Genomic DNA, 26,660 nt, shown 5'->3' on the forward strand with positions numbered 1-26,660 from the left:
AAAACAGGTGTGCTTATGGGCTACTTGTTTTGGTTTAAGCTCCGTAAAGCTTTTAAAATTAACGACCTAAACACCCTTATGGGTTAAAATAGTGGGTGTTTTTTTAAAATTTGCTTACTAAGAGTAAGCTTTTAGCTTCTTCATACTCTAAAAAAAACGAATACTTTTATACCAAAAAGAAAGTAAGCGTGTTTTGAATTGTAAAAAGTGCAAAAATAAATGTATAAAAAATGGCTTTCAAATAAATGCAAAGCAACGTTTTTATTGTAAATACTGCAAAATAAGTTTACAATGTACTTATGCTTATAAAGCTTATAATTTGTCAACAAACTATCAGGTTTATTGTTTACTAATAAATAGTTGTGGTATTAACGATATTTCAAGAATATTAAACATAGCCAGAAATACAGTTAAACGGCGTATATTTCTTTTATCAAAACACATAAGAATTCCTCTAAACAACACCTATAATGAAAGTTACGAAATAGATGAGATGCACGTTAAAGTTTTGGGTATGGGCAAGCATTGCTATATAAGTTATGCTATTAATAGAAAAACAAAAGCGGTTATTAACTTTTGCATTGGTGGTAAATCTGCTGTACAATTAGCAAAGGTTGTTAACCCTGTATTGTTATTACATCCAAAACGCATATACACAGAAAAGCTTGCATCATACAAAAGAATAATTCCAGAACATATTCATAAAACTGGTAAATCGTTAACAAACCATATAGAACGTTACCATCTTACTTTACGTACACATTTAAAATGTTTATCAAGAAAAACAATTTGTTACTCTAAAAGCATCAAGAGTTTAGAAGCTATATTACGGTTGTATTTTTTTGGGCATACTTTAAATTTAAGAGGCTAGTAATTGACATTGAGAGCATGAATAATTTATGAGATATTTCTTATATTAGCATACTATAATTTTACAATGACAAAAGAAAATTATTTTTTTATTTTTTTAATAATCTCTAGTCAACTTATAGCTCAAAAAGAGGCTAACATTTGGTATTTTGGAGACCATGCAGGCTTAGATTTTAATAGTGGTACTCCAGTAGCTTTATTAGATGGGCAATTATCAACTATGGAAGGTTGTGCCACAATTTCTGATAATAATGGAAGCTTGTTATTTTATACAGATGGGATAACAGTATGGGATAAAAGCCATAATGTTATGCTTAATGGTAATGGTTTGTTGGGGAGTGATGATAGTACACAATCGGCTTTAATTGTTCCTAAACCAAATTCAAAAGAAGTATTTTATATTTTTACTGTAGATTCTCAAGCAGGAAATAATGGGTTACACTATTCTGAAGTAAATTTAACCCTAAATGGAGGTTTGGGAGGCATAACAGCAAACAAAAATATAAATTTATTAACTAGAAGCACTGAACAAATTACAGCAGTAGTTCATGGTAACGGATCAGATTATTGGGTGGTATGTCACCCCTGGGATAGTAATAAGTTTAATTCTTTTCTTATAACAGATTTAGGAGTAAATCTAACACCAGTTGAAAGTGTAACGCCTTTAATGATTACATGGCCTCCTGGATCAGACGGTACCAATGCTTCAGTAGGTCAATTAAAAGTGTCTCCAGATGGCACTAAATTAGGTGTTGTTAATGTAACTATTGGAACTCACGTTGCAGATTTTGATAACCAAACAGGGAAAGTGAGCAATATGATACAAATCTCTACCAGACCTATAGATTATGGGCTTGAATTTTCCCCTTCAAGTAAATTAATGTATGTAACATCTCAATTAGGTAATACCATTGATGGAATTCATTCTCTTTTTCAATATAATGTTGAGGCGTTCGATATAGCATCATCAGAAATACTTATAGCCAGAGAGTTTGGCTTAGGGTATGCTTTACAGTTGGCTACTAATAAAAAAATTTATGCTGCATTAGGTGGCTCTGGTTATTTAGGAAGTATTGAAAGCCCCAATATTATTGGAACAGGCTGTAATTTTATTTTTCAATCTGTAAATTTAAATGGAAGACTAGAACTTGCAGGACTTCCACCATTTATTCAATCTTTTTTTAACATCAGTACTTTTGACCTTGAAAACACCTGCTTTGGGGATGCTACAAAATTTACATTAAACGACACTGTTGATTCTGTTGTTTGGGATTTTGGCGACCCAACATCTGGAGTAAATAATACATCCACAGATTTAGAACCAACACATGTATTTTCTAACCTAGGAACTTATCAGGTAAGTGTTACAGCTACCGTTGGTGCAGAAACTGATACGGAAACTGAAATTATAACCATTTATGAACAGCCTGTAGCAACAAAACCTCACGATATTTTATTATGCGATTTAGTTGGAGATATTACTTTTGATCTTGTTAGCCATAACATATTTGTCCTTAATGGTCTAGACCCAAATGTTTTTGGAGTAAATTATTATGAAGGGATGACAAACTATACCAATGGAATTAAAATAGATATCCCTGAAGGTTATACAAATGCTTCAAGTTTTTTTACGCAAGAAATTATAGCCGAAGTTTATAACAAACAAAATCCAGAGTGTACAGATATTACAGATTTTAACATTGGAATATATAAAACACCACAATTAGAATCATCAGCAAACCTTTTAAGCTTAACACAATGTGATGATTCTAATTCAGGGTCAGATACTGATGGAATAGCTGAATTTGATTTAACACAACAAGAACAGTATTTATTGCTTAACGGGGTCGCCTCAGAGGTGCATTATAATTACTTTACAGATGCAGCTTCAACTCAACCAATTGCATCACCAAATTCTTTTATAAACACACAAAACCCGCAAACTATATATGTTGAAGGTGTTAGTAATATAAATAATCAATGTAAAACAAGCACCTCATTTATAGTTGAAGTTTTGGAATTGCCAACTATAACTCCAATGGTAGAACTGAAACAATGTGATGAGGACTTAGATGGGTTTTTTAGTGCGTTTAATTTAAATGAAGTTATAAACGAAATAACAAGTAATACAGCTAATGAAACTGTTACTTTTTATGAATCTCTGGCAGATGCAGAACAAAATAACAATGTTATAACTAACCCTAAAACATACTCTAATCAAACTTCAAGTTCAGACACTGTTTGGGTTAGGGTAGAAAACATTAATGGCTGTTTTAGGACTTCTCAAGTTAATTTAACGGTAACCACAACACAAATACCAAGTACATTTATTAGGGAATTTTATGCCTGTGATGATGATACTGATGGAGTTTCAAATTTTGATTTTAGTAGTGTGCATTCTGAAATAGAAGCTATGTTCCCTATAGGTCAGGAATTAATTATTGCTTATTATAGAAATGAAGCAGATGCTTTGGCAGAAGAAAACAAAATTGATGATATAACAAATTACAGAAATATTGCCTATCCAAATACACAACAAATTTATGTTAGAGTAGATAGTAAAGTAGATAACGATTGCTTAGGTTTAGGTGCACATATTAATTTGTATGTAGAGACGCAACCCATAGCAAACTCAGTAGTCATTGAAAGGGAATGTGACTATGATCTAGATGGAATATATTCTTTTGACACATCACAAGTTGAAACACAATTGCTTAGCGGGCAATCATTATCAGAGGTTACAGTAACATATTTTGATGAGAATAATAATTCATTAACAAGTCCATTACCAAATCCGTTTTTAACAGCAAGTCAAACAATTACTATAAGAGTAACAAATAATAATGTTAGTGATGGAAGCTGTTTTGATGAAACCACTTTAGAATTTATTGTAGATGCTCAACCTCTAGCTAATCCAGTTGCAAATCAAGTAGCTTGTGATGATGGAATAGATGATACTGATGGATTTTATGAATTCGATACCTCTTTAATTGAAAATACTATATTAAATGGCCAAACAGGAATGGAAGTACATTATTATGATAATTTAGGAGCAGAACTTCCAAGTCCGTTGCCAAATCCATTCAATACAAGCACCCAATCGATTAGAGTAGAAGTTGTAAACCCAATAAACCCAACATGTACAGATACTACTAATATTGAATTTATAGTTAATCCGTTACCTGATTTTACTGTAGAAACACCGCAGATAGTTTGTTCTTCAGATCCTACATTTACTGTAGTTTTAGACCCTGAAGAAAAAAATACTAATGAAATGTTTAATTATGAATGGGTTTATGAAGACGGAACACTATTATCTAAAGCTTCTACTTTAACAGTATCTACACCTGGAACATATTCGGTTACTTTAACAAAAACAGATGGTACCGATTGCTCCAGAACTAGAGATATATTTGTTAATGCTTCAGAGCTAGCCAAAATAACTTATAATGATATTACAGTTGTTGATGCTTCAACAAATAATACCATTACAATCAACTTGAATAATATAGGGCAAGGAGATTATGAGTTTGCTTTGGATGATGCCTTTTCATTTTATCAAGATGCACCACTGTTTGAAAATGTGAGCGCTGGTATACATACTCTCTATATAAGAGATAAAAAAGGATGTGGCACAAGTTCTATTGACATATCTGTTATTGGCTTTCCAAAATACTTTACACCAAATGGTGATGGAGTTCATGATTTCTGGCAAATTGAAGGTGTTAGTAATAGTTTTCAATCTAACAGTGATATATTTATTTATAATCGTTATGGAAAACTATTAAAACAAATAAGCCCTAATTCAAAAGGGTGGGATGGCACTTTTAATGGAAACATGCTACCTGTAGATGATTATTGGTTTAGTGTAAGTTTAGAAGACGGAAGAATTTTTAAAGGGCATTTCGCTTTGAAACGATAATAAAAAGCAAAAAGCTTACTATTAGTAAGCTTTTTGCTTACTCCTAATTTTTTAAAAACAAGTATTTTTATTCTTTAATAATAGTATTAAAAAATGAATAAAAGTATTTGCTTTATCTTTTGTGGTTTGTGCCTGTTTTTTAATTGTAAAACCATAAACCTATCTCAAACTTCGCAAACCAATACCACACAACCTGTATCTTTAGGAAGCATTGGAACAGGAAAAGATTTTATACTACAAAAAGGCTTTAATAATACTGCTGTACCAAGCTATAAAGCACCTATTAAACTGGCTATAAAAGTTAAAGGTTTTAATAAACAAAGCTTTAAAAGCTTTACAAAAGCAAAAGCTGTACAATCAGCGAATGTTAGCATTAACTATATAGATTCTGTAGCTAATAAACCAAAGTACATACAATTACAAATAGCGGATAAAGTAAGTTTAATTAAACAGCTTAATGGCAAAGAGAATACTCAGGAGAAACGGTATTTAAGCCATAATCCTTATGCCAAAATTTTAACCAGTATAACTATCGCATTCAGCCAAAAAGACATCCAACGTATTACTAGTGCCGATGCCGTTTTTTTAATTGAAAATAGCTTAAAAACGTATGCTTTACAGTTGCATAAAACTAAAGGAGATAAAGAAATTATTGCTTTTAACGAAGGCGTGGTTTTTGAGTATCAAGCCTCTAATAGCTGCTGGCAAGAAAACTCTAGACACAATTTTGATATTGTTGATTTGGTGAGCGCATTAAATGATTGTCCAAAAAAAACATATCGCTCTCCAAAACGAGCTAAAAAGAAGATTAACTATTTTAAACTTTAGGATTATGAAGCGCATTTCCATACTTTTTGTTATACTTTTAAGTGCTATAGCCTGCGATGATATTATTGAGGTTGAAGATATTAGTGATAAAACAGTACAAATTCTTGCACCAACAAATGGCGCTATTTTAGATACGCTTACTACCACTTTTACTTGGGACGCCTTAGAAGCTGCTGAAAGCTATCATTTACAAGTAGTAACTCCAAGTTTTGAAAATGCCAACCAAATTGTTGCGGATACACTTTTAGTAAAAACGAGCTTTAGTAAGTTATTACCAATTAACACTTATGAGTGGCGTATTCGCGCTGAAAATGCAGCTTATAAAACAAGCTATACCAAACAAAGTTTTACCATTGAAGACTAAAACAAAAACATATACACTATTAACATTGGTGTTAGGCATTTGGGGGGTAATAGGATATAAAATTTTATCTGCCGTTAATCCAACATCTCCTGAGTTTGTAGAACAAAATTTGGACGTATCCTTTAATCCAAAAGCTAGAAAAGAAACAGATACATTTTCAATAAAACCAGTTAACAGAGATCCCTTTTTAGGAACACTTTTAATAAAGAAAAAAACAATTACCAAAAACCCAAAACACAAAACCACTGTAGTTTGGAAACCCATCATTTATCACGGAAACGTATCAAATCAAAACGGCAAAACAAAAGTGTTTATCATCTCTATTGATGGTCAACAACACTTAATAAAACCAGGGCAAGTAATTAATGAAGTAAAATTAATTAAAGGAAATAGCAAAAGTGTATTGTTAAGCTATAAAGGTGTTAGAAAAAACATTTCTAAATCATGATTTTTTAAACACCTTTGAATTTGTTCAAGAATAATTTATTGCAAAAGTCATAAACCATTTTGAAGCACATTTTTAAATATCTAAACCTCGATTATCGAGTTAAGGCAGGAGCGTTACAATTTACTATGTTTATTGGGGTTGTAATTGCTTTACTATTAGCAGCATTTATTATTTTAATACACACATATAAAACTTTTAAAGTTCAAACAGATTTTCTTAAAGAATCTATTGAGAATTCAGATAAAGGCATAAACTACGCTTTACAAAATAAGCTTCAATTAAACGATACCACTTTAATTAATTTACAAGATGAAGATTTTAAAACTTTAAAAGTACATCGTAATTTTTGGGGCGTTTTTGAAAAAGTTATAGCTGTTTCTAATATAAAAAATAAAACATTTAAGAAAATAGCTTTGGTTGGAGCCTCTCAACCCGATGCTAATCGAACAGCACTTTATTTAGAAGAACAAAATAGGCCTTTAGTAGTTGTTGGGAATACAAAAATTCAAGGCGATGTGTATTTACCAAAGCAAGGCGTTAGAACTGGGAATATTTCTGGGCATTCATATTATGGAAATCAACTTATCTATGGTAATGCTAAAACAAGTCAATCTTTGCCGAAACTTCAGAATGAAATATTAAATCAAATTGCAACTATTAATAAAGTATATAGAAATATAGATGAAAATCAGTTTTTAGATTTAAGTATTAAAAGAACATATTTAAATTCATTTTACAAACCATTACAAGTTATATATAGTAGAGAAACAATTGTTCTTTCAGAAGTATTATTAACAGGACATATTTTAGTGCAATCTGAAACCAAAATTATAGTTGATGGGGCTTCAAAGTTAAAAGATGTGGTTTTGGTCGCTCCAATAATTCAGATTAAAAATAATGTAGAGGGTGCCTTTCAGGCTTTTGCTACTAAGGAAATTAGGGTAGGAAGTCGTTGTAAGTTGAACTACCCAACCGCCTTAATTTTGAATGAAGAAAAAATTGTGACTAATTCAAATACGAGCAACAATTTAGAAAACATTCCTTTTATTAAAATCAATAAGGATTCTAAAATAAAAGGAATCGTTGCTTATTTAGGGGGAATTAAAAATTATAAAACTCAAATACTAATTGATGAAAAGGCAACTATAATTGGAGAAGTGTATTGTAATAGAAACTTAGAACTATTAGGAAACGTTTATGGCAGTGTTTTTACTTCGGGTTTTGTGGCTAATCAATCTGGCTCAGTATATCAAAATCACATTTATAATGGGACAATAATCGTTAATAATTTGTCAGAAGAGTATGTAGGATTGCCTTTTAAAAACTCCAAAAAAGATGTTGCAAAATGGTTGTATTAAAAACAGTAAGTCGCCTTCGATTAAGCTTGAGAAACATTCATAAGGGAAAGGTGTTAAAAATTTCGAAACAAACTTTGGAACATTTAAATCTCGATTATCGAGTAAGGGCATCAACCTTAATGGAAACACTGGTAGCTACAGTTTTAATTGTTGTCGTTTTTATGATGGCAAGTATGATATTAAATAATTTATTTTCAAATAGTATTAAAAGTAATACAAGAGACGTGGAAGCATATTTAAGCGAACTTAATTACTTATACCTTAATGATAAATTGAGTTTGCCTTATTATGATGATTATAAACAGTGGGAAATATCTATTGTTGCTGATAAAAATAATACACAAAATATAATATTATTTGAAGCTAAGAACTCTAAAACAAATCAAAATATTTTAAAAGAAATTATTGCAAACTAAACATAAAATACAAGCTTTTACACTTAGCGAAATGATTGTTGTTATTATTTTGACCAGTATTGTAGTTGGTATGGCTTTTTCTGTATTAACCTTAGTTCAAAAACATATGTCTGGTATCCAAAATAATTTTAATAAAAACACAGAGCTTAATATACTCGAACAATCATTATGGTTAGACTTTAATAGATATTCTGAAATTGAATATAATGTGATTAATGATGAACTAATTTTTACTTCTGATGTAAAAACTACTACTTATAAATTCACAACTGACTATATAATTAAAGAGTTAGATACATTTAATATATCAACAGATAATAAATTACTCTTTTTTGATGGTGACAAAGCAACCAATGGGAGAGTAGATGCTATAAAATTTGAAACCTCAAAAACATTTCAAAACCAACCAGTGTTTGTTTTTAAACAAAATGATGCTAACCAATTTATGAACTAATGGCTTTTCATTTAGATAACATAGCAAAACAAGCACCAACAAAAAAAGAAACTAACAATAATCTTTCTTTTTTAAAGAGGGAAATCATATTTTTTAAAAACACCTTTTCAAATAAAACAAAAGAAGATTTTTATACCGAGTTGGGTGTTTTGTTAAAAGCTGGAGTGTCGTTAAAAGAAGGTTTAGAGCTTATTGAAAATTCTCAGAAGAAAAAACAAAATAAAGATGTTTTAAATAAGATAGGGCTAGACGTAGTATCTGGACAAAGTCTTTCAGATGCTTTAAGTAAAAATGATCAATTTACAAGTTATGAGTATTACTCCATAAAGATAGGCGAAGAAACTGGAACATTAGCTCGAGTTAGTGAGCAGTTAGGGAGTTTCTTTTCTAGAAAGAATGAACAACGAAGAAACTTGATTAGTGCATTAACTTACCCAGTTATTATATTAAGCACAGCGGTTTTGGTAGTGGTATTTATGCTAAACTATGTTGTGCCCATGTTTCAAGATATTTTTAAACAGCAAGGTGTAGAATTGCCTACTATTACTAAATTTATAATTAAAGTGTCTGAGTTTATGCAAAGCTATGGGTTAATATTGCTTTTTATAATAATAGCTATTATTGCCTCACAATCGTTTTTAAATAAAAAGAAACGCTTTAAGCAGTTAAAAGATAAGTTTATATTAAAGCTTCCGTTTATAGGTAACTTTGTTAAAACAGTGTATTTATCACAATTTACCCAAGCTGTTTCTTTACTTACAGCTTCAAAAGTTCCAGTAGTAAATAGTATTCAATTAGTTAAGCAAATGATTAATTTTTACCCACTTCAGCATGCTTTAGAAATTGTTGAACAACACATTTTAAAAGGAGAATTACTTAGTAAAAGTTTAAGCCAACATAATCTATTTGATGATAAAATGATAGCGCTTGTTAAAGTCGCTGAAGAAACCAATCAAACCGAATTTATTTTTGATAGATTGAATATGCAATATAACACGCAAGTACAACAACAATCTAAAATGTTATCGACCATTATGGAGCCTTTTATAATCTTAATTGTTGGAGTATTGGTTGGCGTGATTTTAATTGCGATGTATTTGCCAATGTTTAAATTGAGTAGTGTAATGGGGTGAAATTCTTTCCCTACTCCAGAACCTATACGTATTACACCAGTGATATCTAGGGCTTGTTTTTTTAAGAGAGTCTAGGGCTGCTAAAAGGGTAACTTACTTTTCTTAAGTGTATTTTTATTCGAGTTTATTCTTTTTATGAATACTAATTAGTATAAGGGGAACCTTGAATTATTATATTTTTATGATTATTGTATAGTTTTTATGCCTTATGAGTTTAAATACTTATATATAAAGAATAGTTGCTTTATGTATCGGGAAGTAGTGTGAATCTACGAAAGCATCTTACTTAATATAAATTAACTATAATAATTTATTTATTGTGATTGAAATTATGTATGGAAAGTTACTTAACTTAATAAAATTATAAAAAAATCGACAAAACGCTTGTTTTTTTCGATTAATTACATAAATTTGTCCTTTCAACCCTTAAATCTTCGACATGAAAATCAGAATTATTTTAATAAGCTTCAGCTTTTTCTTAGTTACAAACATTGGTTTTGCTCAGAAAAATAAAGCTGCAAAAAGTATTATTAGCGACAAAGTTTCTATAAAAAAATATCATACTAAAGAAGATCTTGACCGTATGCAAAAAGGACAGTTACTAGATTTATACGTTGAGCGTATAGAGAGCCTTGTTAAATTGTTGCCATATATTGCATTTGCAACTAAGCCAGGGGTGACTATGACCACTTTAGGTATTCCAAACGATAAAGACAACAGATCTGCACTTGATGAACAATTTGAAGCTACTGAAAGTTTTCTTGAAACAAATGGGGAATTTCAAAGGCGAATTTTGCCTTATTCAGATACAAGTAATCTCATCGCTGCGATTTTGTTTTACGAAGAAACAATGAAATCATTACATGAATATAGTGAGTTTCATTAGCGATTCATTTTGATAGTATATTAGTTTTTTGTTTTATAATTTATGCAGGAACAAAGTAAATATGTGAATATCATATTTATTTTGTTCTTTTTTATTTAATTAAGTGTAATAAATTCTATTTAGATTGAATGCATTTGTCTTATTAATATGTATTTCATCGATAAAATTATATATTAAAAGTTGTCAAAAATCGCATTTAATCGAAATAATTGGTATTTCATGGATTTTTTATTATATATTTGAGCGTTGTATAATAGAAAATATTATTTGTTTTTTCAACATAAAAAATTAATCATGAAAAACTTTACTAAAATACTTTGGGTATTTCTTTTAATTACAGGAAATATTTTTGGTCAACAGGAAAAGGGAATTACAGGTACTGATAATTGGCTGCACAATTGGACGGAGTTTAAACCTAATACGGTAGACTACGGAGAGCCTACTCAAATATTAGCAGGTAACATAACTAAAGACACAAAGCTGTCTAAACGTAATATATACTTATTATCTGGAAATGTTTTTGTAACAGATAGTACAACACTCACTATAGAACCAGGAACAGTTATAATTGGCGATTATGAGTCTAAAGCATCACTTACTATTTCTAAAGGCTCTAAAATAATTGCCGAAGGTTTAGAAACTGATCCTATTATTTTTACCTCAAACAGAAGCGTTAAAAGAGCAGGCGATTGGGGCGGAATAATAATTCTTGGTGATGCGCCAACTACAAAGTTTGGAAGCGGTTCTGTAGCATCTTTTTATGGAAAACTTAATGCCACAATTTTTGAAAATTCTAACTACGGAGGCGAAAACTTAGCGAGTAATTCTGGTGTTTTAAAGTATGTTAGAATTGAATATGCAGGAAAAAGAATTAAAAATGCTGGATATTTTAATGGTCTTTTATTGGCTAGTGTAGGTAACGAAACCATATTAGAAAATATAATGGTTAGCCATTGTGCTGGTAATTCTTTTGAAATATTAGGAGGTGAGGTTTACTTAAACAAAGTTGTTTCATACAAAGCAAATAGTAACGATTTTAAGTTTAATTATGGTACACAATCTAGCTTATCAAACTCTTTAGCAATTCGATCTCCTTACGTTTCAAGTAGAAACGGTGCTAGATGCTTACAGATTAATTCTTATGATAATAAAGATGAAGTAGATTTTACTAAAAAAGGAACCTTGGTCGTAGCAAAAAATATAACCTTGATTACTGATAGTGATAATTTAAAATCTGATATACAACAAGGGTTGGTAAAAGAAGCCGTTTATGTTGGTCATAATGCTTCGCTTGAAATGATTAAAAGTGTTATTTCAGGTTTTAACCCTGCGGTTTTATTTGAAGATAAAATTAGAGTAAATCAGGAAAATTTAGAAAAAATCAAGTTTACCGATATGTATTTTAACAATTGTAATGGAAATATTTTTGTTGAAAATAATATGAATAATGAAGATTTAGAAAATTGGTATGGTAACTCAGCCTTTTTTAACGTGTACTCTAAGAGTAATAATTCTGAGACCTTTATTGATTTGAAAAACCAAAGAAAACCAGATTATAGATTAAGAATTAATAAAATAATAGCTTCAAATGAAGTGGATCCGGACTTAAAAAGATTAGACGATTAAGAAGTGAATCTGTTTTTAGTTTGATAGAACTTAAGCGTATCCTGTTTCTTCATAAACTTTGGAATTATTTATTTTTATTTAGCCAACAATGATAAAACAGATAGTTTAAAATTCTAGAACGTGAACGATAATTGTTTCTCTTCTAAAGAAAATAATATCAAATGAAGAATTTTACTATTACTTACATTGTTGCTTTTTTAATGGTTTCAGTAACTGAAGCTATTGATGCGCAAGTGGTAATTAGCACACCAAGTTTAGGTTTTAGTCAAGCTTGTGCTAGTGCTTCATTTAATACATATAATATTACGTTTTCTTTTTCTCCAGAAGGAAATTTAAGCTCAACCAATCAATTTATAATTGAACTTTCAGATGAAACAGGTAGTTTTTCAAACTCTACCGTAGTTTATACATCAAGCCAAGGTTCAGTAACAACATCACCAGCAACTTTAAGCTTCTCGTTGCCTACAGATACTTCTGGCGAATCTTATAAAGTTAGAGTAAAAAGTACAGCACCAGTTGCTACAAGTACAGGGTCTGTTGCTTTTCCAGCATATTACAAAATTCAAGATACACCATTTTCAATAAATAATTTAATTGAAACAGGCGTGTATTGCTCAGGTGGTAGTTATTTGTTAACTATTGATAATCCAGGAACAGGCGATAACGATTCGCCATTGCAATATCCCTCACTTACGTTTAATTGGTTTAAAGAAACCAGTCCAACAACATCTGTTTTTGTGGCTACAGGAAATACGCTATCAGTCAATCAATCAGGAACATATTTTGCCGAAACTAATTATGGGTCGTGTACATCTAATTCGTTTTCTAATCGTGTTACGGTTAGCGAGTCTACAACAACCGGAACATCTTCTATTAGTTCTAGTTTGGGTAATCCGTATTGTGCAAGTCAAGGCTCTACAACTTTAAGTGCTATAAATGGGGTGAGTTATCAATGGTATAAAGATGGTGTTGAAATTTCTGGAGCTACAAATCAAATGTACGCTACTAATGAGTCTGGAGAATTTTCAGTGGATATTGATTTAGGCGATTGTAGTACGAGTGCTAAAATAGATTTAGATGGTACAGGTTTTATAAGTGAAATTGATGTAGATGTGGAAGGTGTTAATATAATTGATGATGGTGAAACTTTGACTGCTACTGTTACTACAACTGCTAATGCTCCTGAGTTTAAATGGTATTTAAATGATGTATTAATTACTGGAGCCACAGGAAATAGTTACGAAGTTACAGAAACTGGTAATTACAAAGTTGTTATTACTCAAACTGTTGGGTGTGCATCAACCAAAGAATTTCAGTTTACAGTAAGTTCTGCTTTTCCAAACGTTGCTAATATTCCAAATTTAATAAGCCCTAATGGCGATGGTATAAATGACACTTGGGTTATTCCACAAGAATATGTAAATGGTTCAAATACATCTGTAACCATATTAAGCTCTCAAGGAAAAATAATACTTCAAACGAACGATTACCTAAATAATTGGCCAGAAAACCAATTAGATTTTAAATCTGTTAACCCTGTTTATTATTACATTATTACAACTCAAGATAATAAAACTAAAAAAGGCTCAATAACAGTCGTTAAATAGAATGAAAAAAATACTATTGCATATAGTTTTATTTTTCTGTATTACACAACTTTTCTATGCTCAAGAAGATGGTGTTGTAGCCCTTGATTTGCCTACAAGAAATTCTTTAAAATTTAATAAGTACACTATCAACCCAACATTTAGTTTTGTAAGAGAGCAGAATAGATATATAACGTTTTATAATAAAAGACAATGGGTACAATTTGATGATGCGCCGTTAACTTACTTAGCTAGTTATGCAGGTAGGTTTAGAGAAAACATGGGTATTGGTGTTGGCGTGTTTCAACAAGATTATGGCGTATTAACTACTTTTGGAGGTGTTTTAAATTTTGCTTACAATGCTGTTCTTAACACAGATAGCAATTTAACCTTTGGAATGAATCTTGGGTTTTATAAAAGCGGCATAAACGAAGGTAGAGTCAATACAAACTTTCCAGATCCATCGTTAGAAAATATTCCTTCAAATTCAATAATTACGGTGAACCCAGGTATAAACTACGGAACAGCATTTTTCGATTTTGGTGTTTCTGTAAATAATGCGGTTTCCTATAATTTACAAACATCTGAAATTATTGAAGATAATCCTGAACAAAGCATTCAAGGGCATTTAATGTACACTGGCTATTTGAGTAGTCGAGGTTTTTTTGATGAAAGTAAATTTTCAGGTTTACTAAGGTCAGAATTCAAAAAAGACCAAACTGTTATTTCAGGACTTGTTATGTTAAATGTACCCAAAGGAATTTGGGCACAAGCCGGTTATAATAGTATATATGGTATTTCAGGAGGATTGGGTTTAAATATTACGACTCAAATTGCAATTGAATACAACTATGAAAAAGCAATAGGTGATTTATCAACTTTCGGAAATTCACATGAAATTACATTAGCATATAAATTCAAGAATAGAGAACGATATAGTTATAGTGGTGATGATGATGAACAAGCACTTTTAACTACTAAAAAGAAGAAAAGAGTATTAGCTAAAAATAGTACTACACCAAAGCTTAGTGCTGAAGAAAGACGAATTGCAAAAGAAGAAGCTCAAGCTAGAATTGAAGCAAGACGATTAGTAGCACAAACTAAAGTAGAAGAAAGAAAATTAGCAGCCCAACAATCACAAGAAAAGACAGAGCCAGAAATTCAAGCAAAAACTACAGCAGAAGAAACCAGAATTAGATTAGAAGAAACTAAAAAAGCCGAGGCTGAAAAAGAAAGTGAAGAAGAAAGATTAAAGCAAGGTGAAGCAGCAAGAATTGAGGCACAGAAAAAAGCAGAAACACAAAGATTAAAACTAGAAGAAGCTACTAAAATTAAAGCAGCAACTGAAGCTAAAGAACGTGCAGAGGAGCAAGCCAAAATTAAATTAGCAGAAGAAAAAGCTAAGGTTGATGCTGAAGCACAAGTTAAAGCAGTAGAGGAAGCTGAGCGTAAACGAATTGAAGAGGCTAAGGCAAAAGCTGATGAAGAAGATAATATAGAAATGGTAGAATTGGACGGTGTGCTGGTTCCTGTGGCTAAAGATAAAACCACAAGGGAGATGAACAGCCTAACAAAATTAACAACAGATGCTAAAATAGAACAGCAAAAACTATTAGTAAAACTAAGCGAAACGGTTGCTAATAGAAATCAAGATCTAAAAGATTTAAAAGAAGAAAACGATTTAAGTGAACGTGGTATTTACAAAGCACCAAAACCATTTAAAAGTGTGACAGCAGAAAATGCCATTTTAGAATCTTTAAAAGTTGAAATTGATAATGTCATTTTATCTCAAAATGAAAAAATAAAAGAGTTAGAGAATTTATATACCGAAAGACTTAAAAAAAATAGTGATGAGAATGATGCAACCAATGCATTCTATTCTAAAACTATTCAAGATTTAAAAACAGAGCAAGTACAGGCTTTAAGTACAAAAGAAAACTTATTATCAACATTAGAAATCATTAAAGTAGCTACGGAGGTTGAAAGAAAACGAAGAATTAAGCGTGCTGCATACGACAATGAAGAAGATCGATATTTAAAAGATAGAGCAGCATTAAATCAAATAAAACAATTTACGCCTGTAGCATCAGAACCATTAACATCAGAAGATTTTGACTCTGGAGAAGAGCAGAGTAGTAACATACAAATTGTTAAGGATGTAAAAAATACTGAAAGTGGGTTTTATGTTGTAATTGCAGTACATAGTGATGTTGCTAAAAGAGATGAGTTTTTAAGAAAAGCTGTAGCTGCGGGACAAGCAAATATAGATTTCTTCTTTGATGTTAATACTAGTAAATATTATATCTACTATCAAAAATTTAATGATATTGAATCTGCCAGAAATGCTATGGAATTAAAAGGAAGCAAGCCATATAATAATAAAATGTCTGCAGTTAAAGTAGAGAATTAATAGATAATAATTAAAACCGCTATAGTTTTTTAGTTCACTTAATTAGAGCTCGTGCTTCATATTTTTTATAGAAGCTTAAATTCTTTCAAGATTAATAATTCTTTTTCGTAGATATAATTATTGTATTTAAAAGATTACAAAATTAAAATTATTTTAAGTTTAAAGTAGTAATTCAACGATTAACTGCTCAAATTATTGTGTCTATTCATAACAGTTACAAAAAAATTCACGATATTTATACCGTTTAAAATCATTAAAATAAGATAAAATACTTTTAAAGTACTAATAAGCTTACCTTAATTGATTTTAAATAGTTAGAAATATTTCTTTTTTAAATGCCCCAAATAAAAAAGAAATGCAAAAACTAATCGACTATGAAAAAAACTACTTATGTAAACATTGGACTTTTTGTTTTGATGTCATTATTATGTTTCAGTAGTATGGCTCAAAATTTAATTCCTTTTTCACCAAGATACGATCAAGCTATTAAGGGTGATATACTTTTAATAGGAAACAGTAATGTGGGTTTGCATGTTTCAGACCCGTATAATGGGAATGATACAAATGATAGAGTAAATGCAGCGGTTTATGTTGATATTGATGGCGATGCTACTACATTCAATTCTAGTAGTGCAGATTTAGATGTGCCAGACGATGTTACTTGTTATCAAATAGTTTATGCAGGTTTATATTGGAGTGCAGTTGTTAATGGGGCAGAACCTATTTCTGATATTAAATTTAAAGTTCCAGGTGGAGCATATGTAGATATTACGGGTACTCAAATTTATTTTCAAAATGCTGCAAATAATAATAACTCGAACACTTATGCCTATTACCATGATGTAACAAATATGGTAACTGCTTTAACAAATCCAGAAGGCACTTATTCGGTAGCAAATATTTCATCGCTTATAGGGCCTAAGCCAAACTCAGAAGGACTTTCTGCTGGTTGGTCACTTTTTGTTGTATACGAAGATCCAAATTTGCCAAGTAAATACATAACATCTTTTGATGGTTTTACAAAAATTACTAGTACTATAAATGAAACCTTTCCCGTTTCAGGATTTACCACTATACCTACAGGTCCAGTTCGTGCTAAATTTGCTTTTAGTACAATTGAAGGTGACCGACGATATACAGGCGATTATTTAAGGCTTAACGGTACTACTATAGATGCCACAAATAATGCGGGTACAGTAATTCGCCCTGGAAATAATTTTTTCAATAGTACGGTATCTTATATAGACCCTGTAACTAATACACCAGAGCTTTTTACAACCAGAACTCCAGATGGTTCAAACACTTTAGGATTCGATGCTGGTATTATTAATATTCCTAATGCAGGTAATACTCTAATACCTAATAGTGCTACTTCGGCGACTATTAGTTTAGGAAGCAATTTAGATATTTACTATTATTATTTTAGTGCTTTCGCGATAGAAATTATTGCACCAAATATAGTATTAACGAAAATTGTTGAAGATGAAATAGGAAACGATATTGGTGGTCAGTTAGTAAACCTTGGCGATGAATTAAATTATGTTATTGGTTTTCAAAATACAGGAAATGATGACACTAGAAATCTTACTATAAGAGATGTACTTCCTATAAATATAGTTTTTAATTATCCAACAGATTTAGGAGTTTTACCCCCAGGTGTAACCGTACAAAGTTACGATCCAACAACTAGAGAAATCATTTTTAGTGTTGATAATTCTGTTGTTGAAGAAAATGATCCTGTACAAGAAATTCGTATTAAAGTAACCGTTGTACAAACCTGTAGTTTGTTAAATGATGCTTGTGATAATATAATTAGTAATCAGGCATTTGCGACTTATAACGGAACGTTAAATCCAACATTTACTATATCAGATGACCCTAGTTATAATACCAACGCAGGCTGTTTATTAAATACATCTGCTACTAATTTTTTAGCCGATATAGATTGTACGTTTACTGAAGAAGTTATACTTTGTGGTGCAAGTACGGTACTTACAGCTGGTGATGGTTACGATTCATATTCATGGTCTACAAGCCCAACAGGAACTCCAGTTATTGGTACAACACAATCTATAACTGTTACCACAACAGGAACTTATTATGTACGTAATACAGCAATAGCACCTTGCCAATCTATCAATCAAGAATTTGAAGTCATTACTTTTGGTGCTGGTGTTACAAACCCATTAATTCCGTTTGCAGATCAGGTTGTTGTTTGTCCGAATGATGGTAAAGAATTGCCTAACTTCTTTTTATGTGGTGCAGGCGACACAAGAAATATTCAAACCAATATTACAGATACATCTTCTATAATTTGGGAAAAATTAGATGAAACAAGTTGTGCAGCTGTTACAGATCAAGATTGTGCCAATGAAGATTCTGGATGTACTTGGAATCAAGTTGAAACAGGTCCCAACTATTTAATAGATACGGCAGGTCAATATAGATTAACATTAAATTATACAGGTGGTTGTTTTAATCAGTTTTATTTTAATGTGTACACTAATTTACTAGTTCCAACGGTAACATCAAGAGACATTTATTGTACAACTCCAGGAGAAATAACTGTAGGCGGTGTACCAAGTGGTTACGAGTATAGTATTGATGGCACTAACTATCAAACAAGTAATGTGTTTTCAATTACTAATCCAAATATCTATAGTGTTTATGTGAGACAAATTGGTGTTTCTCCAAACCCTTGTATATTTTCAGTACCAGATGTTCAAATACGAGAACGCGATTTTACGGTTTCAACCATTATAACTCAACCTTATTGTAATGGCGATTTAGGTAGTGTGGTATTAGCAGCAAATGATGTGCGTCCGCAATATTTCTTTTCAATTTATGATGGTGCCACTTTAGTAAATAGTGTAGGACCTATAAATGATAATAACTACACGTTTTCAAATCTAAACCCAGGAACTTATACTGTAAATGTATCAACAGAAGATGGTTGTGCATATACTGGAGATATTGAAATTATTACTCCCACTTTATTAGAAGCTACTGCCGCATTAACACAGCCATTAACTTGTACAGATGGTGAGATTACAGTATACCCAGTAGGAGGGACTCCACCGTACTTTTACTTTATAAATAGTACAACGGTTTTTCAAAGTACACCAACAATTTCAGTAACAACAGCAGGCGTTTATAACATTACTGTTGTAGATTCAAATAACTGTTCTGCAGATACATCAATTACTGTTGATGCTACACCTGCACCAGATTTTAGTGTTACTAAAACGGATATTTTATGTTCTGATGATGTTAATAGTGGTTCAATAAACATTAATGTTACAAACCCTAACGGCAATAGTTTACGATATAGTATTGATAACGGTGCAACGTTTACTAATTCACCAGTTTTCACAGGGCTAACTGCTGGCGATTATGATGTTGTTGTTGAGTACACTTTTGGTACAGACGTATGTTTATCAACACCACAACTTTTAACTATTATAGCATCAACTGCTATTTCAGGAACTGCAACATTAACAACACCATATACTTGTACAACTAATGGCGTGATAACAGTTTCAGGAGTTTCTGGCGGAAATCCACCATATAGCTTTAGTCTTGATGGTTTTACTTTTCAAGGCGGAACGACTTTTTCAGGATTGATCGATGGCACTTACACAGTTACTATTAGAGATGCTAATAATTGTACGTTTGTTACAGCACCAATTACTATAGATCCATTAAATCCACCAACAGATTTAGCATTTAGCAATCCACCATTAAGTTGCCCGACAATTACTACCGATGTAACCATTAGTACTACTGGCGGCACATTACCTTTAGAATATCAAATAATAGCACCAGCAGCTTCGGCAACAGTATACCAGTCCTCTAATGTGTTTACTGGACTAACACCAGATACTTATACATTTCAAGTAAGAGACGTAAACAATTGTGTATATAGTGAGTCTTATACTATTGCACCATTGCCACCAGTTGTTGTAAGCACAGTTCTGACTAAAGATTTAGATTGTACGGTATCACCCGATGCTGTGATTACTGGAACAATCTCAAGTGGTGTTGCACCGTATACTTATGCCGTTTCATTTAACGGAGGAGCTTATAGCTCATTAGGAGCAACAGGTTCACCGTTTACTTATACAACTGCAATTGATGGCACATATCAATTTCAAATAACAGATGCCAACGGGTGTACTGCTGAATCTACGGTTCAAACAATTAATGCAATTACATTGCCTGAAATTATTTCTGTTGTCCAAACACAGCCGATTTTATGTAATGGTGATTCAAACGCAGCCATTCAAATAACCATTAATAATACTGTAGGGACACCAGCTTTCAATATTAATGTGAATAACGATACTACAGGAACAGATTATGGTACACAAACAAGTAGTTTGCCAGCAGGTACTTATACTATTACTTTAACCGATTCAAAATCTTGTACAGATACAGAAACCATTATAATTGCAGAACCTAATCCTATTACTTTCGATTTAACCAAAGTAGATATTACTTGTAATAATCCAGGAGGTTCAAGTTTAGGTTCAATTACTGTTGAAAATGTTTTAGGAGGAACTGCGCCTTTTACCTATTATATTACAAATAATTTTGGAGATGTTATTCCGGGTAATCCTTATTCAGCAGTCTCTAATGAAAATCATACCTTTAATATTATCAATTTTGGTACCTACACTGTAAATGTAGTTGATGCCAATGGTTGTAGTTTATCTCAGCAAATAGTTATTGCATCTCCACCATCAGATTTACTTATTAATGTTAATACAGCTGTGCCTGATTGTACAAATGGGGGTACAGCTACAGTACAAGCCATTTCTGTTGTAGGTAGTGGTAGCTACGAATTTGCCATTTTAGAATTTAATACGTCACCTTATGCACTGGCAACATCATATTTACCTCCAGATCCTTTACCAGTGGGTAACACAGACACGAGGACATTTACAAACTTAACGCCAAGTGTTATTTATACTTTTGTGGTACACGACCTTGTTACAGATTGTTACTATGTAAAATCTGCAGATGCGGCCATAGACCCAGCTTCAACTTTAACATCAACGGTTGCGCCAAATAATGTAGCGTGTGTTGGCGAAAACAATGGTAGTGTAACCTTTACTATTGATAATTTTGATAGCACTACAACTTCAGTTGATTATACTATTTACAGGGCTTTTACAAATGTGTTAGTAGATGGTCCAACGAATTTACCTGTTACTTTTGGTGTCCCAGAAACTGTTACAACACCATCACCCGGAACATTATCAGTTGGGCAATATTATATTGTTTTTACTGAAAATGGAATTGGTTCTTTTAATGGATGTGAGTCTGCATCGACAATTTTTGAAATTAATGAATCGTCAATAGATTTAGATATTACTGCGACAGTAGATAAAAACGCCAACTGTAACCCTAATTCAGGAATAATTAGTGCCATAGCTACAAATGGTACGTCACCATATTTATATCAAATTACAACATCGGTAGTACCACCTTTAGCAACAGATCCTTCATGGGCAACTGCAAGTACTTTTAATGTAAATACGAACAGTTATTATGTACATGTTAAAGATGCTAATGGTTGTATAAAATCGACTCCAGTTTTAGTGTTACCAGCAGATCCAGAGCCAGTAATTACAGCAACAGTTAACAATCAATGTACAGTAGCGGAAGGTAACTTTGAAATCGATGTTGCGTTAACAACTGCAGGAATTTCACCATATAGTTATAGTATAAATGGTGGTGCATTTCAAACACGTACCGCACCATTCTCAATATCAAATTTAGCGTCAGGGACACATACTATTGAAGTACAAGATGCAAACGGTTGTGGTAATTTAGTGTCTGTAACTATTGAAGCACCTATTGATTTGATTCCAACAGTAACAGCATTAGCAACTTGTAATGATGATGATGGTGAAATAACAATAACAGGGTCTGGAGGAACAGGAACTTATACTTATGCTATTAGTCCTAGTCCAGCTTCAATCAGTTTAAGTGGAAATGTGTTTTCAGGTGTTCCTTCTGGTACATATACCGTTACAATTACAGATGCTACAACTTTATGTTCTGCCAATGCAACTATTGTTGTTCAATCAGAAACACTTCCAACGGTTACAACAACGCCAACAGCAGTAACATGTTTTGGTGATAATGATGGATCGTTTGAATTGAATGTAAATGGATATTCTGGGGCATATACTTATGAAGTATTTGATAGTGCAAACGCTTCAGTTTTTGGTATTGTAGTAGCTAATACATCTACAAATCCTGAAATAGTAACAGGTTTATTAGCTGGCAGTTATACAATAGTTATTACAGAAACAGCTAGTCCATTTTGTTCAAATACAGGAAGCGTAATAATTCCTTCACCAGCTGATGCATTAATGGTTGTAGCAACCGAAACATCTAATGTAACATGTGATAATAATAGTGGAACGATTACAGCAGTTGCAAGTGGTGGCTGGGGAACATATGAATATGAATTAACTGGAGCAGCAACAGTAGCATATTCTCCAAACGGTACCTTTACCAATTTATCAGCAGGAGTTTATACGGTTAATGTTAGAGATGCTGGTGGATGTATAGCATCAGATGGAGCAACATTAGTTATTCCATCACCAATTACAGCCACGGTTACAGCAAATACGCCTTTATTGTCATGTTTTGGTGATACAAACGGAAACATAACAGTAAGTGCTACTAGTGGAGGACAAGGAAGTAACTATTCATATACATTGGATATGATTTCTCCAACAGTAAGCACATCTGGTCCGCAATCATCAAATGTATTCAATGATTTAGCAGCAGGAACTTACAATGTAACTGTTACTGATGGCTATAATTGTACATTTACTTCAACTAATGTGGTTATTACAGAGCCAACTCCAATCCAAGCAAGTTTAGTGGCTGCAACAACATCAACATGTACAACAGATGCCACATTGACATTAAGTGCAACTGGAGGAACTGGAACTTATGAATATAGTAGTTCTGCATCTTTTGCAACAGTTTTAGGTTCTTTTGCGTCATCTACAACAATTACTGGTGCAACTCCAGGAACATATATGTATTATGTTAGGGATGCTAATGGTTGTGTATCGTCTGTTTCAAACGAAATCACAATTGATCCATTACCTACATTAATGGTTAATTTAGATACTACAAATGCTTCAATTAATTGTGCAGGTGATAGTACAGGTGTAATTATCGCTACAGCAGAAGGTGGTTTAGGCAGCTACATATATACTTTACAAGATGGAACAGGAACTGATATTACTCCAGCACCAGTACAAAGTAGTCCAGGTGTATTTACCGATTTACCTGTAGGTACTTACCAAGTGCAGGTTGATAGTGGAGATTGTTTGTCAATAAGTGCGCAAACCACTATTACAGAACCTGCTTTACCTCTAACAGCTAGCTTTACAGTAACTGATGTTACTTGTACTGGAAGTAATGACGGTATTATGGAAATTACAGCTTCAGGTGGAACAGGTGTTATAAAATATGCTATTTCTCCTCAATTGAATCAGTTTTTTGATTCACCTATTTTTGAAGATTTGGCTCCAGGAACTTATCAGGCTATTGCTCAAGATGAATTAGGCTGTTTTGTTATTTTAGATTTCACTATTGCACAACCTATACCTATAACACTAACTATTGTTCCAAATTCCATTATTTCTGAGGTTTGTAATGGCGATTTAGATGGTGAATTTAGTATTGAAATATCTGGAGGAACTTTACCATATAGCGTAAGTTTAGATGATATTAATGGAACATATACTACAGGAACATTAACACAAACTCAGTTTGATTTTACAGGATTAGCTGGAGGCGACCACATAGTTTATGTTCGTGATGCACAAGGTTGTGAATCTGAATGGAACATCACTTTTCCACCATCAGTATTAATAGATCCAATGGTTGCTGTTGACTATGGATGTACAAATAATTTATCAACCAATACGGTTACTGTAACGGTTGACGCTAGTGTAAACCCATCAGATTTAGATTATTCGTTAAACGGCGGTGTATATCAAACAAGTAATATATTTATAGATGTGCCACCAGGATTGAATCATTTTATAGATGTAAGACATACAAATGGCTGTATCCAAAGAACCGATACTTTTGATATTGTGGCTTACGATCCTTTAACATTGGTTTTAGAAGAAAGTACTACTTTAAACGAAATTGTTGCGACAGCTTCAGGGGGAACAGGCGATTACGAGTTTACATTAAATGGTGTGTCTTATGGAAGCACCAATACATTCCTTATTTATGCTTCTGGCGATTATACCGTTACGGTAACAGATAGTAATGGTTGTTTTGCTAGTGCAACACGATATTTTGAATATATTGATGTTTGTATTCCTAATTATTTTACACCTAATGATGATGGTGTTTTAGATGGCTGGGGACCAGGTTGTACTGACCAATACAGAGATATGACCTTTGATATTTTTGATAGATACGGGCGTAAAATAGCAACCCTACGTGTAGGACAAAAATGGGATGGAAAATACAATAATAAAGAGCTTCCTACTGGTGATTATTGGTATGTAGTAAAATTAAATGATAATCTGGACGATCGTGAGTTTGTTGGACATTTTACACTGTACAGATAAAACCCTCAAAAAATTTAAAAATGAAAAAACTAATCATATATATATATATTCTAATAGTAACATGTAGTTATAGTCAAGAATTGAATTTACCTGTATTTACCCAGTATTTGGCAGATAATGAATTTGTTATATCTCCAGCTTATGCAGGTATTGGCGATAATTTAAAAATTAGAGCTAACGGATTAACACAATGGGTAGGTATAAAAGGAGCTCCAGATAATCAGTCAATTTATGGTGATTTTAGAATTGCAGATCGTTCTGGTATTGGTCTGTCTTTTTATAATGATAGAAATGGAAATACTATTCAAACAGGTGCTAAATTCTCTTTCTCACATCATCTTGTTTTAGATTATTATTCAAAACAATATTTATCGTTCGGTATTTCATACAACCTAAATAATTTCAGAATAGATATAAATAATTTCAATACAGGTTATGAAAACCCAATAATTGACCCTTTTGTTACAGACGATAGGAGAACTTCAAATAATAATTTTGATATTAGTGCACTTTATAGAAACAAAGGTTTCTTCTTAAGTTTCAATGCTAATAACATTTTAGACAAAAACATTGATAAAGATATTAGAAAGTTAGAACCTAGTTTAATTTCTAATTATCAAATATATTCTGGATATACTTTTAGAGGTCCTAAAAAAAGTGGTTTAGAATATGAGCCTTCTGTCTTTTATCAATTATTTAGTAGTGATAAACGCTCTGCAACCGACTTTAATTTCAAGTTTAGAAAATATAACAAGAATGATGATTATTATTGGGCAGGGGTATCTTACCGTTTTCTTAACGACCAGTTTTTTAAACCTCTTAATGTAGGACCAATGGCTGGATTTAAAAAAAGACAGTTTTATTTTGGTTATGCTTATCAAGTAACTATTAACGATTTGTCAAGATTTAATTCAGGAACGCATGTAGTTACTATTGGGATTGATTTTTTACAAGGTATTAGTAATTGCCCATGTACGCAAAGTGCGGTTCGTAAGTCGTTTTAATGAATGAAATTATAATCGTTAAAGTTAAAATATTCAACAGATTTTATATCGCCTTTAATTGAAACGGCACCAATATAATTTTGATGAGGTGAAAAAGTAAACAGTTTCCAAGTGTTTTTTTCTGCCTCATCCCATTTAGTTTCTAATAATTCTGTTTTCTTACCTGAATTTATACAAACTGAAAACGAATCTAACGGAAATGTAAGCCCTAAAGATTTAGCTTTTATGAATGATTCTTTACGTGTCCAACATCTATAAAAAGAGTTAACATGTTTTTCTTTAGGTAACTTTTTTAAAGTATCAATTTCTGCTTTTGAAAAGTAATTTGAAGCTATGTCTAAAACATCAAAATTATCTTTAATTTTTTCTATATCTGCACCAATATCATAGTTTAAAACAAATGCTAAAACAGCCATATCACCAGAATGAGATATATTAAATTTTAAGTTTGAATTAAAATCAAATTCAGGTTTTCCATATTCACCATATTCAAATACAATTTTTTTAGCGCATATATTCAGATACTGAGCGCTTAAAATTCGTAACACCCCACGCGATATTATAAATTGATTTTCATCTTTTTTAAAACGAAACCTTGAAGCTTTCTCTTTTTCACTAACAGAAAGTAAGCTTAAAAAGAAAGATATATTATTTAATTGTTGGCTAAAATTTACTTGCCATAGATGTGCTAGATTAGAGGTTAAAGGTTTAATTTTTGTTGATGGTGACAT

Annotated in this window: 16 protein-coding genes; 15 read left to right on the top strand and 1 reads right to left on the bottom strand. The window is 31.9% G+C overall.

Annotated features, from left to right (window positions below; translation table 11 throughout):
* The first annotated feature begins 193 nt into the window (after window positions 1-193).
* The 15 genes from RG22_RS16040 to RG22_RS16110 all read left to right on the top strand — a co-directional run bounded on the left by RG22_RS16040 (window position 194) and on the right by RG22_RS16110 (window position 25,929).
* On the top strand, window positions 194-871 hold the full coding sequence (locus RG22_RS16040; protein WP_034045130.1) for an IS1 family transposase: 678 nt from the start codon (window positions 194-196) through the stop codon (window positions 869-871).
* Window positions 872-937: 66 nt separating this feature from the next.
* Entirely contained in the window at window positions 938-4,792 is a 3,855-nt protein-coding gene (locus RG22_RS17400) for a T9SS type B sorting domain-containing protein (protein WP_052143793.1), read from the top strand.
* A gap of 93 nt (window positions 4,793-4,885) precedes the next feature.
* Window positions 4,886-5,620: a hypothetical protein gene (locus tag RG22_RS16050; protein ID WP_034045132.1), complete on the top strand. Its 735-nt coding sequence runs from the start codon at window positions 4,886-4,888 to the stop codon at window positions 5,618-5,620.
* A gap of 4 nt (window positions 5,621-5,624) precedes the next feature.
* Window positions 5,625-5,984 carry a hypothetical protein gene (locus tag RG22_RS16055; protein ID WP_052143794.1) on the top strand — a complete coding sequence of 120 codons (360 nt, stop codon included), beginning with the start codon at window positions 5,625-5,627 and terminating at the stop codon, window positions 5,982-5,984.
* Window positions 5,974-6,432 (top strand): hypothetical protein, encoded by a 459-nt coding sequence (locus RG22_RS16060; RefSeq protein ID WP_156113409.1) that lies wholly within the window; start codon window positions 5,974-5,976, stop codon window positions 6,430-6,432. The genes RG22_RS16055 and RG22_RS16060 overlap by 11 nt, the downstream gene beginning before the upstream one ends.
* 59 nt (window positions 6,433-6,491) lie before the next feature.
* Window positions 6,492-7,790 carry a hypothetical protein gene (locus RG22_RS16065; protein WP_244462154.1) on the top strand — a complete coding sequence of 433 codons (1,299 nt, stop codon included), beginning with the start codon at window positions 6,492-6,494 and terminating at the stop codon, window positions 7,788-7,790.
* A 74-nt stretch (window positions 7,791-7,864) separates the two neighbouring features.
* Window positions 7,865-8,206 carry a hypothetical protein gene (locus RG22_RS16070; protein ID WP_034046231.1) on the top strand — a complete coding sequence of 114 codons (342 nt, stop codon included), beginning with the start codon at window positions 7,865-7,867 and terminating at the stop codon, window positions 8,204-8,206.
* Window positions 8,196-8,660: a PulJ/GspJ family protein gene (locus tag RG22_RS16075; RefSeq protein ID WP_034045137.1), complete on the top strand. Its 465-nt coding sequence runs from the start codon at window positions 8,196-8,198 to the stop codon at window positions 8,658-8,660. The genes RG22_RS16070 and RG22_RS16075 overlap by 11 nt, the downstream gene beginning before the upstream one ends.
* Entirely contained in the window at window positions 8,660-9,793 is a 1,134-nt protein-coding gene (locus tag RG22_RS16080; RefSeq protein WP_034045140.1) for a type II secretion system F family protein, read from the top strand. Before RG22_RS16075 ends, RG22_RS16080 begins: the two co-directional genes overlap by 1 nt.
* Window positions 9,794-10,232: 439 nt before the next feature.
* Complete coding sequence (locus RG22_RS16085; RefSeq protein WP_034045143.1) at window positions 10,233-10,679, top strand: hypothetical protein; 447 nt, start codon at window positions 10,233-10,235, stop codon at window positions 10,677-10,679.
* 294 nt (window positions 10,680-10,973) lie between these two features.
* Window positions 10,974-12,305: a hypothetical protein gene (locus RG22_RS16090; RefSeq protein WP_034045146.1), complete on the top strand. Its 1,332-nt coding sequence runs from the start codon at window positions 10,974-10,976 to the stop codon at window positions 12,303-12,305.
* 161 nt (window positions 12,306-12,466) lie between these two features.
* Window positions 12,467-13,912 carry a T9SS type B sorting domain-containing protein gene (locus tag RG22_RS16095; RefSeq protein ID WP_034045149.1) on the top strand — a complete coding sequence of 482 codons (1,446 nt, stop codon included), beginning with the start codon at window positions 12,467-12,469 and terminating at the stop codon, window positions 13,910-13,912.
* Window position 13,913: 1 nt separating this feature from the next.
* Window positions 13,914-16,301: a PorP/SprF family type IX secretion system membrane protein gene (locus RG22_RS16100; RefSeq protein WP_034045152.1), complete on the top strand. Its 2,388-nt coding sequence runs from the start codon at window positions 13,914-13,916 to the stop codon at window positions 16,299-16,301.
* Window positions 16,302-16,675: 374 nt separating this feature from the next.
* The gene (locus RG22_RS16105; protein ID WP_034045155.1) at window positions 16,676-24,925 is read left to right on the top strand and encodes a T9SS type B sorting domain-containing protein; all 8,250 of its coding nucleotides are present in this window, start codon (window positions 16,676-16,678) and stop codon (window positions 24,923-24,925) included.
* A gap of 20 nt (window positions 24,926-24,945) precedes the next feature.
* Window positions 24,946-25,929 carry a PorP/SprF family type IX secretion system membrane protein gene (locus RG22_RS16110; protein WP_034045158.1) on the top strand — a complete coding sequence of 328 codons (984 nt, stop codon included), beginning with the start codon at window positions 24,946-24,948 and terminating at the stop codon, window positions 25,927-25,929.
* On the opposite strand, the gene RG22_RS17405 is transcribed toward RG22_RS16110, so the two are convergent.
* Entirely contained in the window at window positions 25,926-26,660 is a 735-nt protein-coding gene (locus RG22_RS17405; RefSeq protein ID WP_052143796.1) for a 4'-phosphopantetheinyl transferase family protein, read from the bottom strand. The two genes, RG22_RS16110 and RG22_RS17405, sit on opposite strands and share 4 nt — an antisense overlap.

The sequence above is a fragment of the Wocania ichthyoenteri Th78 genome (assembly GCF_000789235.1).
Lineage (GTDB): Bacteria > Bacteroidota > Bacteroidia > Flavobacteriales > Flavobacteriaceae > Wocania_A > Wocania_A ichthyoenteri.